Raw genomic sequence first — 14,942 nt, forward strand, 5'->3', positions numbered from 1 at the left:
TTTTCGCTTGGGCGGTCGTTCGCCCGCCGACGCGCCGTCCCTCAGAACCCGAATACGCGCTCTTCGCCGGCCGGCACGGGTTCGAGGTTCGTGTCGGCGAGCACGCGGTCGCGCCAGATGGCGTACGTCAGGAGGTTCCACGACTGGCGGCCGGCCTCCTCGGTGGCCTCCTTTCGAAGCCGGTCGGGTACGAACTCGGGCAGTTCGTACTTCTCGAAGGCGTCCGCGAGCGCGCCGCCCTCGCGGTAGCGCCGGTACGGGAGGACGCCGGCTCCCTTCTCCTTGTGCGCGTCGTAGCCCGGGAGGCGCTTCTCGACGAGGTTCTTCAGGAGGTACTTCGGCGTCAGGTCGCGGATGCCCCGGAGCCCCTGGATGTACCGACGGTCGGCCGGCACCGACAGCGAACAGCGCACCATCGTTTCCGTCTCGTACGGCGAGACGAGGGGCTTCCCGTGGGCGTGGGCGAGCTGCCGGTACCGCCCGCCGTTGCCGTGGCTGTAGAGGCTGAAGAGGTGGGCGAACTCCATCCGCTTTCCGAACGACCGCGCGTCCATGCGCGCGCTGACGATCCGGTTCTGCGTGTAGTCGGCGAGCCGCCGACAGCGCTGGGCGACGAGGTCCTCGCCCACGAACGCCGCGACGAGCTCGGGTTCGACGTACTTTACGATCTGCTGGTAGTACGACTCGGGGTCGGACGGACTTCGGTTGAGCTGGTCGGACAGCGTCAGGAGGGTTCGAAGGCGGTCGCTGATCGGCTTCGGCCCCCGGGCGGCGGCGATTCCGACGCCGGGCAGCGACAGCGCCGGTTCGAGCCACGAGGCGATCCGCGCGCTCTTTATATCCATCCCGAACAACGTGTCCGCGCCGATGGAGGAGACGTACGTCCCCGCCTCGCCGTGGCGGATCCCCTGCTCGACGAGGACCGACGGGAACGCGTATGACGGCGAGCCGTGCGCTTCGATCCCGGCTTCGGTGTGCGCGAGCACGTCGTCCTCGTCGAGCATGAGCTGTCGGAAGTTCGCCCCGAGCAGGTCGGCCGCCTCCTCCGCGTACTCGATCTCGTAGGCGTACTCGGGCGAGTCGATTCCGACCGAGAGCGCCGGGACCGACTCGTCGAAGTAGGTGTGCGTGAGCGTCGAGTCCACGCCGCCCGAAAAGAGGTTCACGACGCGTTCGTCGCCCGTCGCCGACGCGAGCACGCCCGCGAGCGTCTCGTCTACCACCTCCTCGGCCTCCGACGGCGGGACCGTCTCGTCGACCCGAAGGCGGTCGGTGAGCGTCGTCTCCCACTCGTTCGGCTCGCCGCTCCACCGGAGCCACTCGCTCTGCCCGAGCAGGCGGATGCCGGTGACGAGCGAGCCCGGTCCGAGCGGCCCCCGGTAGAGCAGGTGATCCGCGATGGCCCGGCGGGGGACGGTCCGATCCTCGACCGAGAGGTGAGAGAGCGCCGTCCGGAAGTGGTCCGTGACGACCGCGGTTCCGTCGGAACCTTGGAGGTAGTAGAGTTCCCGCGTCGTCGTCGGGCTTCGGTACGCGTACACCGCCTCGGCGTGGTCCCCGTCGACCGCGACGTGCGCGACGACCGCGTTCTCGGCGACGCGGCCGATCCGCTCCTGGGCCTCGGCGACCGAGTCGACGGTCCGAACGAACCGCTCCAGCGCGTCGAGATCGAGCGCCGAGACGAACCACGGGCCGTCGTCCGTCTCGACGACGCGGACCCGCGGATCGGAGAACGAGACGATGAGTTCGTCAGCCATGTGTACCCCGTGACGGACGGAGGCCATTATTATGCGTCGAGTAAAGAAACCGCGACGACGGTTCGCGAACGGTTCGCTCGCGGGCGTCGAAACCGGCCGCCCGCCCGAACCGTCGTCGCCGTCTCGGACTGTAAAAGATTATCTGTCCACGTCGACAAACCCACCGTAATAATGGCCGAAGACGTCAAACCGACCCGCAAGAACCTCATGGAGATCGAGGACCGGATCGAGCTCTCCGAGCGGGGTCACGACACGCTGGAGCAGAAGCGTGACGGCCTCATCATGGAGTTCATGGACATCCTCGATCAGGCTCAGGAGGTGCGGGGCGGCCTCAACGACGACTACGAGCGCGCCCAGCGCACGATCAACATGGCCCGCGCGATGGAAGGCGACGTCGCGGTCCGCGGCGCGGCCGCCGCGCTCAAGGAGCACCCCGAAATCACGACCCAGTCGAAGAACATCATGGGGGTCGTCGTCCCCCAGATCGAGTCCAGCCGGGTGAAAAAGAGCCTCGACCAGCGCGGGTACGGCCTGCTCGGCACGAGCGCGCGCATCGACGAGGCGGCGGAGGCGTACGAGGACCTCCTCGAATCCATCATCCTCGCCGCGGAGGTCGAGACGGCGATGAAGAAGATGCTGGAGGAGATCGAGACAACGAAGCGCCGCGTGAACGCGCTGGAGTTCAAGCTCCTGCCGGACCTGTACGACAGCCAGGACTACATCGAGCAGAAGCTCGAAGAGCAGGAGCGCGAGGAGATCTTCCGGCTCAAGAAGATCAAGGCGAAGAAGGAAGAAGAGGAGAAGGCGCAGAAGGAAGCGGACGAGGCCGCCGCGAAAGAGCCGGGAACGGTCACCGCCGACGACTGAGCGGCCGTCCGCCGCCGGCCACCCGACAATCACTTTGCGACGCCGGCTCCTCTCTTCGTCATGGATTGCCCGCACTGCGAGACGACGGCGGTCCCGTTCGCGGTCCCGGCGGACGTCCGAGCGCACGCGCCCGACGGCTCCGATCGCGCGGCGATCTGCCCGACCTGTCTCCGCGTCTATCCGACCGACGAGGACGCCTCGAATCCCGATTTTTCACGGATCGGCGACTTTTTCCCCGGCGGGGAGGCGGGGGCGACGGCGGCGCTGCTCCTCGGCCTGCTCGATTCGCTCGCGCTCAACCGCGCCGCCATCGAAACGCTCTGTGCGCGCGCGGAACGCGCGGGAGCCGATCCGCTGTTACTCCTCGATCGGCTGACCGCGGCCGACGTCGATCCCCACTTCGACCTCGAACGGCGGCGGGTCCAGCTCGAAGGATCGCTCGAGTGATCGGAGGGGGAGTGCGTCTCGCGAGGCGAAGAATCATTCTAAAAAACGTATTTAATTAATAGAAAATATTGCCGCATAAAATGGGTTAATACTGATCGAATATCTAATACGACGACGATGGAAACCGTCCGAGCCGAACGGGTTCGATACCGGCGGGACGAAGCCCGGCGGCTGGCGCGGACGGACATCCACGAGATACTCGGGAACGACCGCCGTCGTCGCGTGATGGAGCGGCTTCGTCGGGACGACTTCCTCGCGCTTTCGGACCTCTCGGCGGCGATCGCCGCGGCCGAGGCGGGTGAGTCGCCGCCGCCGCGCCGCGTTCGGCGGAGCGTGTACGCGTCGCTGCACCAGACCCACCTGCCGAAGCTCGATTCGATGGGCGTCGTCGCGTACGACGCTGACGCGAAGGTCGTTCGCTACGAACCGGGCGCGGAGCGGGTGATCGCTGCCATGGACGCCGTCGAGTCGACGGGCACCGTCGACCGCTGGGCGTGGTCCTACCTCGCCCTCAGCGTCCTCGCCCTCCTCTCGTTTCTGGCTCACGTCGCGGGCGTGTCGACGCCGACGTTCCTCGCCACCCACCACTGGCAGGGGATCGTCCTGAGCGTGCTCGCGGTCTCGGCGGCGTACCACTGCGGCCGTCGCCGGAGCGTTCGTCGGTGACGGTCGGGGTGGCTCGGCTTATACGCCCGTCGAGTACCGCAGAATCCCCGCGACGCCGCCGAACGCGTCGTAGAGCTGTTCTCCCTTCTCGAAGTCGGTGCTGATGAACTTCGTCTCCGTGCCGCGCTGTTCGGCGATCCCCATGAGGTGTTCGATCAGGTCCTCGCGCTCTACGACCTCCGCGGTCGCCCCGTTCGAGCACTCGTGCTCCGGCGTCGAGTGCCGGCGGTCGACCACTTCGAACTCCTCCTCTCCGTCGCACTCGTAGACGACCACGTCGCGTCGGAGATCCTCGCTGAGGAGAAGCCGGTCCACGGAGCCCATGACGAGGTTCTTCCGGGTCGCCTCGAACCCGTAGGTGGCCTCCTCGCCCGTGTGGAGCTTCTCGAAGAACTCCTCCATCTGGGCCTTGTCCTGCATGATCTCCTGGTCCGCCAGCACGTCCTGCGCGGCGTCGACGAGGTCGTACAGGCCGGATTCGTCGGTGTAGGCGACGTCGAACTTCCCGACGACGTTGTCCTGAATCTCGTGGTGGAGGTACCCGCCCTCGAGGAACTCGTCCTTCGTGGGCGAGGGGCCGCCGACGAGTATCCCGTCGAGTTCGTGGCGCTTCGGGACGAAGAGATCGTTCGCCATCTCCGCGACCTCCTGGTAGAAGTTGTCGATCGCTTCGAGCCGCAGGCGGGCGAACCGCTGGGCGGACTGGCCACCTTTCCGCTGTTTGCCGGGGACGAGCGACGAGGTCGACTTGACCGGCTCGACCCGCTTGCCCTTCAACCAGCCGACGTTCGCCTCGCGCCGGTCGAGGACGACCAGCCCGAAGAGGCCCTTGTCGGCGAGCATCTCCTCCAGCGGCTCCGTGAGGAACGCCGAGTCGCAGTGGTAGCGGAACGACTCGACCGGCTGCGGCGGGCTTTCGAGCGCCTTCGTCACCATGGTCGTCTGTCCGCCGCCCGAGTTGACCGCGCCGCTGAAGAGGACGATCCCGTTGTCCGGCGGGAACGTGTCGTAGTAGCGCAGGCGATCTTTGATGCTCGTGAGCGCGTCCTGGACGTTCGTTCGGGTCTGCTTCGATTTGATGTTGCTCGCTTCGCTGTGTTCTTGGATCACGTGGTCGACGACGTCGGAGATCTGCTTGTCGGGAGGGATGTAGATCGTGACGAGCTGGGTTCCGGAGCCCTCGTACTCCTGGAGCTCCTCTATGACCTTCCGGAACTCGTACTTCCGTCGGTCCTCACCCGCATCTTCGGCGTCCGTACTCATTGCTCCTACTAGCCCGGCCGGCGGGTAAGTAACCTTTGACTGTCGCCGCGAGCCGGAAACGCGGCCGTTCGACGCCGTTTCGGACCGCGACGACCCTCCCGAAGATTCGAACCGATCGCGCGCGCCTCGGGATCGAGGAAATATATTTATGTAGTAATGACCAACACTGTGACCAATCACCCATGGTTCGCGTGTACGCGGTCGCGAGTGCGAAAGGCGGCGTCGGGAAGACGACGACGGCGGCGGCGCTGGGTGCGGTCCTCGCCGCCGGGGGACGCCGGACCGCCGTCGTCGACGCGGACGTCGGGATGGCCAACCTCGGGGGGACGCTCGGCGCCGACGCCGACGCGGCGACCGTTCACGACGTGCTCGCGGGGCTGGCGACGCCCGGGGAGGCGACGTACGAGGGACCGGCCGGTCTGTCGGTCCTGCCGGGCGACACCGATCTGGCGGCGTTTCCCGACGCCGATCCGGCCCGCCTCGGCGAGCTCATCGACGCGCTCGCGGACCACGACTTCGTCCTCGTCGACACCGGCGCGGGGTTGAGCCACGACGCGGCGCTCCCGCTCGGGCTCGCGGACGGGGTGCTCCTCGTCTCGACGCCGGACCGGACCGCGCTCCGCGACACGGCCAAGACCCGGGACGTCGCGGAGCGGCTCGGCGGTCGGATCGCGGGCGTCGCGCTCACCCGCGTCGATCCGGAGGGGTTCGACGCCGTCGCGGTCGGCGAGCACCTCGACGTCCCCCTGCTCGCGTCGATCCCGGAGGACCCGTCCGTCGCCGCCGCCGCGGACGCGAGTGAGCCGCTCCCCTCGTACGCGCCGGACTCCCCGGCGGCCGAGGCGTACCGAACCCTCGCGAGCGAACTCGTCGGCGAGGCCGTCCCCGCGACGGTTCTCACCGACGCGGGCGAGACGCCCCGCTCCGACGGCGGCGACGGGCCGTCCGTAGCCGCCCCGTCCGACGACGACTCGGCCCCCGGGGAGCCGCCTTCCGACGGCTCGCCTTCCGCCGGGACCGCCGAGACCGCGCCGGTCGAAGAGGCGGGGTCGCCGACGGACGGCGCGTCGAGACGATCGGCGGTCGGGGACGACGGAGGCGGCGGTCCGAACGACAGGGACGATGCGGGCGACGGCGCAGGCGACGTCGACGACTCGGACGCCGGAGCGGCCGACGGCGCGGACGACGCGGGCGTCGGCGGAGATCACGAAGCCGACGCGAACGGAGAGGACGACGCGAACGACGGCCGCAGAAAAGGTTTCCTCGGACGACTGTTCGGGTGAAACGGGAAGCTCTTTTACCCGCCTGTTCGGACACCCGGTATGGCGAACGACGACACCGCAATCCCGTTCTGGTGGATCGTGCTGTTTCTGCTGTTGGCCCTCGGGTTCGGCGTGGCGACGCTGTACGCGGTCGGCGGCAGCATCATCGATCCCACCGCGGTCGCCCTGCCGGTCTCGTTACATTGAGGTCGGCGCTTCGACGCCCAGGGCGCCCAGCGCGTTGGCCACCGTCGCCCGCGACGCGTTGACGAGCGCCAATCGCGCGTCGCGGCGGTCGCCGTCGGACCCGAGCACCGAACACTCGCGGTAGAAGGCGTTGAACGTCTCCGCGAACTCGCGGGTGTACGTCGCGACGACGTGCGGTTCGAGGTCCGCCGCGGCCTCCTCGACCACGGCCGGGAACCGGGCGATCGTCCGGAGGAGCGCGACCTCCTCCGCGGTGTCGAGAACTGACGGGTCGACGTCCCTGCCCGCCTCGAACCCCTGCTTTTCGGCCTCCGCCAGGATTCCGCAGCAGCGGGCGTGGACGTACTGCACGTAGGGCGCGCTCTGCGCCTCGAAGTCGAGCGCGCGCTCCCACTCGAAGGTGATCGCCTTCGTGGGCTGCTTCGAGACGATGTCGTACCTGACGGCCCCGATGCCGACCTGCCGGGCGATCCGCTCGATGTCCTCCTCCGCGAGGTCGTCGTCGCGGATGCGCGAGTCGAGGCGCGCCTCCACCTCGTCGCGGGCGCGGACGACGGCCTCGTCGAGCAGGTTGTCGAGGTCGATGCCGGTCCCCCGCCGCGTGCTCATCTTCCCGTCCGGGAGGTTCACGTACGAGTAGATCGCGTGCGAGAGCTGGCCCGTGTCGTTGCCGAGGATCTCGAGGGCGGCCTTCAGCTGCTCGGCCTGCAGCTTGTGGTCCTCGCCCAGCACCGTCACGGCGCGGTCGTAGTTCGCGAACTTCCACTCGTGGTGGGCGAGGTCGCGGGTCGTGTAGAGCGTCGTCCCGTCCGACCGGAGGAACACGAGCTTCTTGTCGATGCCGAACGCGTCGAGGCCCAGCTGCCAGGCGTCCTCCTCGTAGACGGCGTGCTCCGATCCCTTGAGCCGGTCGACCACTTCGTCGGCGCTGCCGTCGCGGATGAACTCCGTCTCCTTCACGAACGCGTCGAACTCGGCGGGCAGGCGTTCGAGCGACTCGCGCATCCCCGAGAGCACCTGATCGACCACGCGCTCGACTCGGTCGTAGGTCTCGTCGTCGCCCGCCTCCAGCCCCCGCATGATCGACTCGATCTCGGCTTCAGCGGCCTCGACGTCCTCCGGGTCGGCCGATTCGAGGTACTGGTTGCCCTTGCGGTAGTAGCGCACGAGGTCGTAGTCCGCGCGTCGGCGGTCCGGGTCGGGGAGGTCCGACTCGTCGAAGGTCTCGTACGCCCACGTGAACACGGCGACCTGCCGGCCGGCGTCGTTGACGTAGTAGTGGCGCTCGACGTCGTAGCCGGCGAAGTCGAGGACGCGGGCGACGGCGTCCCCGAGGATCGGGTTCCGCGCGCGCCCGACGTGGACCGGCCCGGTCGGGTTCGCGCTCGTGTGCTCGACGACGACGCTCGTGTCCGTGTCGGGCAGGCGGCCGTATTCGTCGTCCTGCGCGGCGTCGAGCGTGTCCGCGAGGTACGCCTCCGAGGGGTGGAAGTTGACGTAGGGTCCCTGCGAGTCGACCCGCGACAGGTACTCGTACCCCTCAGTGTCGATCTTCGACGCGAGGTCGGCGGCGATCCCTGGCGGCGGCGCGCCGACTTCGCCGGCCAGTCGGAAGGCGACGCTCGACGCGAGCGTCGCGGGCACGTCCTCCGGCGGCTCCTCGATCCCGAGGTCGTCGGTCGGCAGCCCCGCCGCCGACAGCGCGTCGGCGAGGGCCGCTTCGACCTCCGCCCGGAACTCTCTGAACATGAGAGGTGGTTTTCGAGCGGCGGGTAAAGGGATTTCTAACCCGCCGCCGCGACCGACGGACTTAGGCCGGCGGTGGGCGTACCGACGGCACGTCTCCTTCGTCCACGACGCGGCCGACACACCACCATCCCATATTTGGGATGCATCTCATTTCCGCCACGCTTATACCGCGCCCGTCCCATGATACTCACATGTCAGAAACTGTAACGGCGAGGGTCGTCGGACACGACGAACTCGCCGCGCTGAAGCTCGTCGCCCTCGACGGCGGGCTGGCCGGGCCCGTGAAAGTCTCCTGCGCGGGGCTCGCGGATCGGCTCGACGCCTCGAGCCAGACGGCTTCTCGACGGCTCCAGCGCCTCGACGAGGCCGGGTTCGTCGAGCGCGACATCGTGAGCGACGGCCAGTGGATCACCGTCACGGACGCCGGCGAGTCGACGCTCCGGCGGGAGTACGAGGACTACCGCCGTATCTTCGAAGAGGAGGCGACGATCTCGCTCGCGGGGACCGTCACCGGCGGCATGGGCGAGGGGCGTCACTACATCTCCCTGCCGGGGTACATGGAGCAGTTCGAGGAACGCCTCGGCTACGCGCCGTTCCCCGGGACGCTCAACGTGTCGCTCTCCGCCGAGAGCGTCCGCGCCCGCGCCGGGATGGCGTCGCTCGACGCCGTCCCCATCGACGGCTGGGAGGACGACGAGCGGACCTTCGGCCCGGCGACGTGCTACGCGGCGACCGTCGAGTTCGACGGGAAGGCGTACGACCGCGCCCACATCATCGTTCCCGAGCGCACCCACCACGACGAGAGCCAACTCGAACTCATCGCCCCGATCAAGCTCCGCGACGAACTCGGCCTCGCGGACGGCGACGCGATCGAGATCCTCGTCGAGGGGGCGTGAGATGACCCAGCACACGGACGCGGAGGGCCCAACCGGGATCGACTCTGACGACGAGACCGAGGCCGGCTCGGTCGACGCCTCCCCACCCCGACGGGACGGCGTGTCCGCCGCCGCGGCGGCGTTCCGCGCGGGCGACCCCGTTTTGATCCACGACTTCGACGACCGCGAGGGCGAGACGGACCTCGTCTACCCGGCCGACGCGGTGACGCCCCGGGACGTCGCCCGGCTCCGCAACGACGCCGGGGGGCTGGTCTGCGTCGCCTTGTCGCACGAGGTCGCGGAGGCGTTCGGCCTCCCCTTTCTCGACGAGACGATCGACCACCCGAGCGCCGCGAACCACGACCTCGCCTACGACAGCCGCTCGTCGTTCTCCCTGCCCGTGAACCACCGCGAGACGTTCACGGGCGTCACCGACGAGGACCGCGCGCTCACCATCGCGGAACTCGCCGCCGCCGCGGACGCGGTCGACGCCCGCGACGGGTACGACGCGGACGACTTCGCCGCCGAGTTCCGGTCGCCGGGACACGTCAACCTCCTGCGCGCTGCGCCCGGCCTTCTGGCGGACCGCCGCGGTCACACCGAACTCGGCCTCGCGCTCGCCGACGAGGCCGACCTCCCGCCCGCGGTCGTCGTCTGCGAGATGCTCGACGACGAGACCGGCGCGGCGCTCTCGAAGGCGTCCGCGCGCGAGTACGCCGAACGGTACGGGCTGCGCTACCTCGAAGGGGACAGGCTCGTCGAAGCGCTGGCCTGAGCGCGGCCTCCCGACTCGCGGTCACGGTCCCTCCCTCCGGTCCCGCTCACAGATCGCGCCAACTTCGCGTCGGCGTCCATCCAAGCACCCGCTCCGCCTTCTCGACGCTCACGAGGCTCTCGTGGCCGTCGAGTTCTCCCCGAACCTCGACCCCGGGGTACGCCTCGCGCGCGAGGTCGGCGCTCGGCGCGCCCGCGGGGCGTTCCGAGTCCATGCGTTCGTCCTCTCGCCGGGTGGACGAAAATCCTGCCTTCGCGGCTGTTTCTCATGATTTATGCTCTCGGCCGCGAATGGCCAGCGTATGGGCTTCGACGACATGGACGTGGACACCATCTGGATGGACGGCGAGTTCGTGGACTGGGACGACGCGCAGATCCACGTGCTTAGCCACGGCCTCCACTACGGGACCGGCATCTTCGAGGGCGTCCGGTGTTACGACACCGAGGAGGGTCCGGCGATCTTCCGCTGGGACGAGCACCTCGACCGGTTCTACGCCTCCGGAAAGCCGTACGACATGGAGATCCCCTTCGACCGCGAGGAGCTGACCGAGGCGACGCTCGAACTCCTCCGGCGGCAGGATCTCGAAAGCTGTTACATCCGCCCCATCGCCTTCTACGGCTACGACAGCCTCGGTGTCAGCCCCGGCGACTGCCCGGTGCAGGTCGTCATCGCCGCCTGGCCGTGGGGGACGTACCTCGGCGAGGACGCGCTGGAGGAGGGGATCAAGGTGATGGTCTCCTCGTGGCGCAAGCACGCCTCCAGCCAGATTCCGACGAACGCGAAGACGACGGGCCTCTACGTCAACAGCCTGCTCGCGGGCGAGGAGGCGCGCAGGCACGGCTACCGCGAGGCGATCGTCCTCAACAAGGAGGGGAACGTCGCCGAGGGCCCCGGCGAGAACATCTTCCTCGTCCGCGACGGAACGATCTACACGCCCGGTCTCTCCCAGAGCATCCTCGACGGCATCACCCGCGACACGGTGATCGAACTCGCCCGCGAACGCGGCTACGAGGTCGACGACACCGCCGTCATCAGCCGCGGCGAGCTTCACACCGCCGACGAACTGTTCTTCACCGGCAGCGCCGCCGAGGTGACGCCGATCCGGCAGGTCGACAACGTGGAGATCGGCGGCGGGAGCCGCGGGCCGGTGACGGAGGAGTTGCAGTCGGCCTTCTTCGACCTCGTGGAGCGTCGGACCGACGACCACGAGGAGTGGTTCACCTACGTCTAGGAACCGTCGCCGTCGGCCCGCGGCCGGCGGCCGAGATCTTCGACCCCTTCTTCGGTGACGTTGATCGCGACGCCCTCGTCCGTCTCCGCGAACCCGGCGCTCAGGATGCGCGTCAGCGCCTCCTCGACCTTCTCGCCGGTCTCTTCGAGCCGCGCCGGTTCGACCTCGATGACGAACCCGGTCGTGATGTTCGGGGCCGTCGGCATGAAGAGCACCTCCTTGCCGTCGTCCGTCTGCTTTCCGGTCTTGAAGGCGGTCATCTTGATGCCGTTCCACGTCTCGATCCGGACGGGCTTTTGGAGGTCGTCCGTGCCGGTGAGCGCCGTCTCGACGGCCAGCTTCGACGCGTTGTACACCACGCGGATGAGCGGCACGCGGTTCATCGCGTTGTCGATCGCCTCTTCGAGGAGCCGGCCGACGGTCGTTCGCATCAGGTAGCCGACCGAGAAGACGAGCATCACGAACACCACGATGGCGACGAACACGCGCGCTCCCGGCGGCTGCACCTGGTCTATGAGCGGCAGATCCGCGATCTGCCCGTACAGCCAGTTGAGAACGAGGACGATGACGATGATCGGGACGAGAACGATGAGGCCGCTTGCGGCGTCTCGTTTCCACGTGGACATCTGTGACCGATATGTGCGTGGGGGACTAATGAGGTCTTCTACCGCCGACCGCGCCGGACCGTCGCGCGCTCACCGCCCGCCGTCCGCGGCGCGCCCACCGCCCGACGATCGCGAACCGGTTCGCGGCGGCGCTCACCGCCCGGCGACCGCCCGGAGCGCGAACGCCAGGTTCTCCTTTCGCTCCCTGACGCGCCGGTAGAAGTACGAGAACCACTTCGCGCCGTAGGGGGCGTACTGCCACACCTCGTACCCCTGCGCGGCGAGGTCGCGCTGGGCGTCCTCGCGCACGCCCATGAGCATCTGAATCTCGAAGGGCGTGCCGTGTTCCTCGTGGAGGTCGATGGCGTGCCGGATCATCGCCGGATCGTGGCTCCCGACCGCGACGCCGCCGTCGAATCGGTCGAACACGAACTCCAGATCCTCGCGGTACGCCTCGTCGACCTCCCCTTTCTTCGTGTAGGCGATGTTCGACGGCTCGTCGTACGCGCCCTTGACGAGCCGAACCTTCCCCGGAACGTCCGCCAGCCGGTCTAGATCCTCGCGGGTTCGCCGGAGGTTCGCCTGCACGCAGACGCCGACGCCGCCGTCGAACTCGCGGGCGAACTCCTCGTAGGCGTTCAGCGTCGCGTCCGTCGTCGTGTGATCCTCCATGTCACACCAGACGAACACGTCCCGCTCGCTCGCGTGCGCCACGATCTCGCCGAAGTTCCTGCGAAACACGTCCTCGCCCACGTCGAGGCCGATCTGCGACGGTTTGACCGAGATGCACGCGTCGAGTCCGGAACCGGCGATGTCCTCGACGAGCCCGCGGTACGCGGCGGCGTCCTCGTCGGCGGGTCGTTGTTCGCGGTAGTGTTCGCCGAGGAGGTTCAGGATGACCTTCACGCCGTCTTCGTTCGTCCGACGCGCGTGGTCGAGCGCCACCGCCGGAACCTCTCCGGCGACGAATCGGCTCGCGATCGGCGGGATCATAGCGGAGATGGTTCCACCCGCCGATTAAGCGTATCGCTCTTCGAGGACGCGTTCCGCCGTTCCCGTCCGTCGCTCTTTTGCGCCCTCCGCGCCGTTTCGTCGCCAGAAACCGTCGGAACTTAGACCCGAGCGGTCCGATTCCGGCGCATGGTCGTCTCTCTCGTACTGAAGGCGCTCTGGGCGATGTTGCCCGCGTACGTCCCCAACAACGTCGCGGTTCTCGCCGGCGGCGGCCGCCCCATGGACGGCGGCCGGACGCTCGGCGGCAGGCGGCTCCTCGGCGACGGGAAGACCTGGCGCGGCACCGCCGTCGGGACGCTCGCGGGCTTCCTTCTGGCGCTCGGGCTGAACGCCGTCAACCGGCGGGCGTCCGAGCGGCTCGACGTCTCGCTCCCCGAATTTCCCCCCCGGGCCGGCCTCGCGCTCGCGCTCGGCGCGATGGTCGGCGACGTCGGCGCGTCGTTCCTCAAGCGCCGAACCGGCCGCCGGCGCGGCGCGTCGTTCCCGGTGCTCGACCAACTCGACTTCGTCGCCGGCGCGCTCGGCCTCGCGCGACTCGTCGCGCCCCGCTGGTTCGCCGGCACGTTCTCGCGTCCGGTCCTCGCCGCCGTGGTCGTGATCACGCCCGCCCTGCACGTCGGGACGAACGTGATCGCCTACGCCCTCGGGCTGAAGGACGAACCGTGGTGAGCGGCCTTCGCGCTCCGCGTCGGCGTCATCGGCGTGGGCGCGCCGACCCCGTCCACGCCGCTTTCGTTCCGCGGCGGCGTCACCGCGACCGCATCGCCGCGCCCTGCAACCGGCCCGCTTATACCCCTCCACGGACCCACACCCTGCAATGGCGAATCAGGATCTCATCGAGGCGCTGCGCGACGCCGACGCCGTGCGGTACGGCGAGTTCGAACTCTCCCACGGCGGCACGAGCGACTACTACGTCGACAAGTACCTCTTCGAGACGGACCCGCGGTGTCTGCGGCTCGTCGCGGAGGCGTTCGCGGCGCGCGTCGAGGGGACGAAGCTCGCCGGAGTCGCGCTCGGGGGCGTCCCGCTCGTCGCGGTCACGAGCGTCGAAACGGGCCTCCCGTACGTCATCGCCCGAAAGAAGGCGAAGGAGTACGGCACGGCCAAACGGATCGAGGGGCGACTCGACGACGGCGAGACCGTCGTCGTGCTGGAGGACATCGCGACCACCGGAAAGAGCGCCCTCGACGCGGTCGAGGCGCTGCGCGAGGCGGGCGCGACGGTGAACCGGGCGCTCGTCGTCGTCGACCGCGAGGAGGGCGCGCGCGACCTGCTCGCGGATCACGACGTGGAGCTGGAGGCCCTCCTCACGGCGTCGGACCTCCTCGCGGAGGCGTAGGGATCGTCCGCCGATCCTCACGGTGCGCGCCCGCACCCGTCCCGTCGACGCGCCGGGAACGCCGGGAACGCCACGGACGTGCCCAAATTCCCTCGTTCATATATCGAAGTATTCATAATTGTGCGAACGCGAGGTCCGCGGCATGAACAGGGCGGAGAAGGCGGCCCTCCAACTGCAAGCGGTCGCCGTCCTTCGGATGCTAAAGGAGACGCGGACGTACGACGAACTCTCGGCTCTCACCGGCCTTCCGGCCGGCGACCTGAACCGATACGTGAACGGCCACGTCCTCCCGGGGACGGAGCGCGCCCGCGAGGTGGTCGAGGGGATCGGCCGCGAGGCGCTCGCGGGCGAACTCGAGGCGCGCGTGGCGTTCGACGAGGAGGGGTACGTCGACAACTCCGGCGTGGTGTTCGACCAGCCGTTCCTCGACCTCGTCGCGCCCGTCGCGGCCGACGCGTTCGGCTTCGAGCGTCCGGACGTGGTGCTGACGGCGGCGACCGACGGCATCTCGCTCGGGGCGGCGATGGCGAGCTACTTCGACGCCCGGCTGGCGTACGCGAAGAAGTCGAAGGAGACCGCGGTCGAGGAGTTCATCGAGTCCCGCCAGCGGCTCGCCTCCGGCATCGAACTCACCTACTACCTCCCGTCGCGCGCGCTCTCGTCCGGCCAGCGGGTGCTCGTCGTCGACGACCTCATCCGCTCCGGCGAGACGCAGGAACTGCTCCTCGACATCGCCCTGCAAGCCGACGCCCGCGTCGTCGGCGTGTTCACGCTCATCGGCGTCGGCGACGAGGGGCTCGAACGCGCGGCGGAACTCACCGACGCCCCCGTGGCGGCGCTCACGTCCTTCGAGTGAGCCCCTCGCCGACCGCGCCCGCTTCGACG

At 68.8% G+C, this 14,942-nt stretch carries 17 protein-coding genes; 11 read left to right on the top strand and 6 right to left on the bottom strand.

Annotated features, from left to right (window positions below; genetic code table 11):
* Nucleotides 1-41 precede the first annotated feature (41 nt).
* Nucleotides 42-1,757, bottom strand: a complete 1,716-nt coding sequence (locus C3L37_RS09620) for an asparagine synthase-related protein (protein ID WP_129114392.1) — start codon at nt 1,755-1,757, stop codon at nt 42-44.
* A 171-nt stretch (nt 1,758-1,928) separates the two neighbouring features.
* On the opposite strand from C3L37_RS09620, the gene C3L37_RS09625 reads away from it, so the two are divergent.
* From C3L37_RS09625 to C3L37_RS09635, 3 genes are all read left to right on the top strand, one after another.
* On the top strand, nt 1,929-2,624 hold the full coding sequence (locus C3L37_RS09625) for a V-type ATP synthase subunit D (RefSeq protein WP_129114393.1): 696 nt from the start codon (nt 1,929-1,931) through the stop codon (nt 2,622-2,624).
* 60 nt (nt 2,625-2,684) lie between these two features.
* Nucleotides 2,685-3,071, top strand: coding sequence for a DUF6276 family protein (locus tag C3L37_RS09630; protein WP_129114394.1), 387 nt, complete (start codon nt 2,685-2,687; stop codon nt 3,069-3,071).
* 117 nt (nt 3,072-3,188) lie between these two features.
* Nucleotides 3,189-3,737: a DUF7344 domain-containing protein gene (locus C3L37_RS09635; RefSeq protein ID WP_129114395.1), complete on the top strand. Its 549-nt coding sequence runs from the start codon at nt 3,189-3,191 to the stop codon at nt 3,735-3,737.
* An 18-nt stretch (nt 3,738-3,755) separates the two neighbouring features.
* On the opposite strand, the gene prf1 is transcribed toward C3L37_RS09635, so the two are convergent.
* Nucleotides 3,756-5,000 carry a peptide chain release factor aRF-1 gene (gene prf1, locus C3L37_RS09640; protein ID WP_129114396.1) on the bottom strand — a complete coding sequence of 415 codons (1,245 nt, stop codon included), beginning with the start codon at nt 4,998-5,000 and terminating at the stop codon, nt 3,756-3,758.
* Between the two features lie 182 nt (nt 5,001-5,182).
* Here prf1 and C3L37_RS09645 point away from each other — a divergent pair, with 182 nt between their 5' ends.
* Together C3L37_RS09645 and C3L37_RS24310 are read left to right on the top strand one after the other, a co-directional pair.
* The gene (locus tag C3L37_RS09645; RefSeq protein ID WP_129114397.1) at nt 5,183-6,283 is read left to right on the top strand and encodes a nucleotide-binding protein; all 1,101 of its coding nucleotides are present in this window, start codon (nt 5,183-5,185) and stop codon (nt 6,281-6,283) included.
* Between the two features lie 39 nt (nt 6,284-6,322).
* Nucleotides 6,323-6,469 (top strand): hypothetical protein, encoded by a 147-nt coding sequence (locus C3L37_RS24310; protein ID WP_164974727.1) that lies wholly within the window; start codon nt 6,323-6,325, stop codon nt 6,467-6,469.
* Here the strand turns inward: C3L37_RS24310 and argS are convergent.
* Nucleotides 6,461-8,218, bottom strand: coding sequence for an arginine--tRNA ligase (gene argS, locus C3L37_RS09650; protein ID WP_129114398.1), 1,758 nt, complete (start codon nt 8,216-8,218; stop codon nt 6,461-6,463). The genes C3L37_RS24310 and argS overlap by 9 nt on opposite strands.
* 191 nt (nt 8,219-8,409) lie before the next feature.
* On the opposite strand from argS, the gene C3L37_RS09655 reads away from it, so the two are divergent.
* Together C3L37_RS09655 and ribB are read left to right on the top strand one after the other, a co-directional pair.
* A complete protein-coding gene (locus C3L37_RS09655; protein ID WP_129114399.1) occupies nt 8,410-9,114 on the top strand; it encodes a DUF120 domain-containing protein in 705 nt (234 codons plus the stop codon).
* Between the two features lies 1 nt (nt 9,115).
* A complete protein-coding gene (ribB, locus tag C3L37_RS09660) occupies nt 9,116-9,868 on the top strand; it encodes a 3,4-dihydroxy-2-butanone-4-phosphate synthase (RefSeq protein WP_129114400.1) in 753 nt (250 codons plus the stop codon).
* A gap of 46 nt (nt 9,869-9,914) precedes the next feature.
* Here the strand turns inward: ribB and C3L37_RS09665 are convergent, their stop codons facing one another.
* Nucleotides 9,915-10,082: a hypothetical protein gene (locus C3L37_RS09665; RefSeq protein ID WP_228546188.1), complete on the bottom strand. Its 168-nt coding sequence runs from the start codon at nt 10,080-10,082 to the stop codon at nt 9,915-9,917.
* An 87-nt stretch (nt 10,083-10,169) separates the two neighbouring features.
* On the opposite strand from C3L37_RS09665, the gene C3L37_RS09670 reads away from it, so the two are divergent.
* Nucleotides 10,170-11,099 (top strand): branched-chain amino acid transaminase, encoded by a 930-nt coding sequence (locus C3L37_RS09670; RefSeq protein ID WP_129114401.1) that lies wholly within the window; start codon nt 10,170-10,172, stop codon nt 11,097-11,099.
* Here the strand turns inward: C3L37_RS09670 and C3L37_RS09675 are convergent.
* Both C3L37_RS09675 and C3L37_RS09680 read right to left on the bottom strand, forming a co-directional pair.
* Complete coding sequence (locus C3L37_RS09675; protein WP_129114402.1) at nt 11,096-11,725, bottom strand: DUF502 domain-containing protein; 630 nt, start codon at nt 11,723-11,725, stop codon at nt 11,096-11,098. The two genes, C3L37_RS09670 and C3L37_RS09675, sit on opposite strands and share 4 nt — an antisense overlap.
* Nucleotides 11,726-11,857: 132 nt before the next feature.
* A complete protein-coding gene (locus C3L37_RS09680; RefSeq protein WP_129114403.1) occupies nt 11,858-12,697 on the bottom strand; it encodes a proline dehydrogenase family protein in 840 nt (279 codons plus the stop codon).
* Nucleotides 12,698-12,844: 147 nt separating this feature from the next.
* On the opposite strand from C3L37_RS09680, the gene C3L37_RS09685 reads away from it, so the two are divergent.
* The 3 genes from C3L37_RS09685 to C3L37_RS09695 all read left to right on the top strand — a co-directional run bounded on the left by C3L37_RS09685 (nt 12,845) and on the right by C3L37_RS09695 (nt 14,913).
* Complete coding sequence (locus C3L37_RS09685; RefSeq protein WP_129114404.1) at nt 12,845-13,387, top strand: CDP-2,3-bis-(O-geranylgeranyl)-sn-glycerol synthase; 543 nt, start codon at nt 12,845-12,847, stop codon at nt 13,385-13,387.
* A 148-nt stretch (nt 13,388-13,535) separates the two neighbouring features.
* Nucleotides 13,536-14,057 carry an orotate phosphoribosyltransferase gene (gene pyrE, locus C3L37_RS09690; protein ID WP_129114405.1) on the top strand — a complete coding sequence of 174 codons (522 nt, stop codon included), beginning with the start codon at nt 13,536-13,538 and terminating at the stop codon, nt 14,055-14,057.
* Between the two features lie 142 nt (nt 14,058-14,199).
* On the top strand, nt 14,200-14,913 hold the full coding sequence (locus tag C3L37_RS09695; protein ID WP_129114406.1) for a phosphoribosyltransferase family protein: 714 nt from the start codon (nt 14,200-14,202) through the stop codon (nt 14,911-14,913).
* Nucleotides 14,914-14,942 lie beyond the last annotated feature (29 nt).

Source organism: Halegenticoccus tardaugens, from assembly GCF_004116405.1.
Taxonomy (GTDB): domain Archaea; phylum Halobacteriota; class Halobacteria; order Halobacteriales; family Haloferacaceae; genus Halegenticoccus; species Halegenticoccus tardaugens.

What these genes read in the sequence shown, in the direction of transcription:
- pyrE (WP_129114405.1), top strand. Translation starts at nt 13,536, where the DNA reads ATGGCGAATCAGGATCTCATCGAGGCGCTGCGCGACGCCGACGCCGTG.
- C3L37_RS09670 (WP_129114401.1), top strand. Translation starts at nt 10,170, where the DNA reads ATGGGCTTCGACGACATGGACGTGGACACCATCTGGATGGACGGCGAG.
- C3L37_RS09665 (WP_228546188.1), bottom strand. Translation starts at nt 10,082, where the DNA reads ATGGACTCGGAACGCCCCGCGGGCGCGCCGAGCGCCGACCTCGCGCGC.
- C3L37_RS09630 (WP_129114394.1), top strand. Translation starts at nt 2,685, where the DNA reads ATGGATTGCCCGCACTGCGAGACGACGGCGGTCCCGTTCGCGGTCCCG.
- C3L37_RS09675 (WP_129114402.1), bottom strand. Translation starts at nt 11,725, where the DNA reads ATGTCCACGTGGAAACGAGACGCCGCAAGCGGCCTCATCGTTCTCGTC.
- C3L37_RS09625 (WP_129114393.1), top strand. Translation starts at nt 1,929, where the DNA reads ATGGCCGAAGACGTCAAACCGACCCGCAAGAACCTCATGGAGATCGAG.
- C3L37_RS09635 (WP_129114395.1), top strand. Translation starts at nt 3,189, where the DNA reads ATGGAAACCGTCCGAGCCGAACGGGTTCGATACCGGCGGGACGAAGCC.
- C3L37_RS09685 (WP_129114404.1), top strand. Translation starts at nt 12,845, where the DNA reads ATGGTCGTCTCTCTCGTACTGAAGGCGCTCTGGGCGATGTTGCCCGCG.
- C3L37_RS09695 (WP_129114406.1), top strand. Translation starts at nt 14,200, where the DNA reads ATGAACAGGGCGGAGAAGGCGGCCCTCCAACTGCAAGCGGTCGCCGTC.
- C3L37_RS09645 (WP_129114397.1), top strand. Translation starts at nt 5,183, where the DNA reads ATGGTTCGCGTGTACGCGGTCGCGAGTGCGAAAGGCGGCGTCGGGAAG.
- prf1 (WP_129114396.1), bottom strand. Translation starts at nt 5,000, where the DNA reads ATGAGTACGGACGCCGAAGATGCGGGTGAGGACCGACGGAAGTACGAG.
- ribB (WP_129114400.1), top strand. Translation starts at nt 9,116, where the DNA reads ATGACCCAGCACACGGACGCGGAGGGCCCAACCGGGATCGACTCTGAC.
- C3L37_RS09655 (WP_129114399.1), top strand. Translation starts at nt 8,410, where the DNA reads ATGTCAGAAACTGTAACGGCGAGGGTCGTCGGACACGACGAACTCGCC.
- C3L37_RS09620 (WP_129114392.1), bottom strand. Translation starts at nt 1,757, where the DNA reads ATGGCTGACGAACTCATCGTCTCGTTCTCCGATCCGCGGGTCCGCGTC.
- C3L37_RS09680 (WP_129114403.1), bottom strand. Translation starts at nt 12,697, where the DNA reads ATGATCCCGCCGATCGCGAGCCGATTCGTCGCCGGAGAGGTTCCGGCG.
- C3L37_RS24310 (WP_164974727.1), top strand. Translation starts at nt 6,323, where the DNA reads ATGGCGAACGACGACACCGCAATCCCGTTCTGGTGGATCGTGCTGTTT.
- argS (WP_129114398.1), bottom strand. Translation starts at nt 8,218, where the DNA reads ATGTTCAGAGAGTTCCGGGCGGAGGTCGAAGCGGCCCTCGCCGACGCG.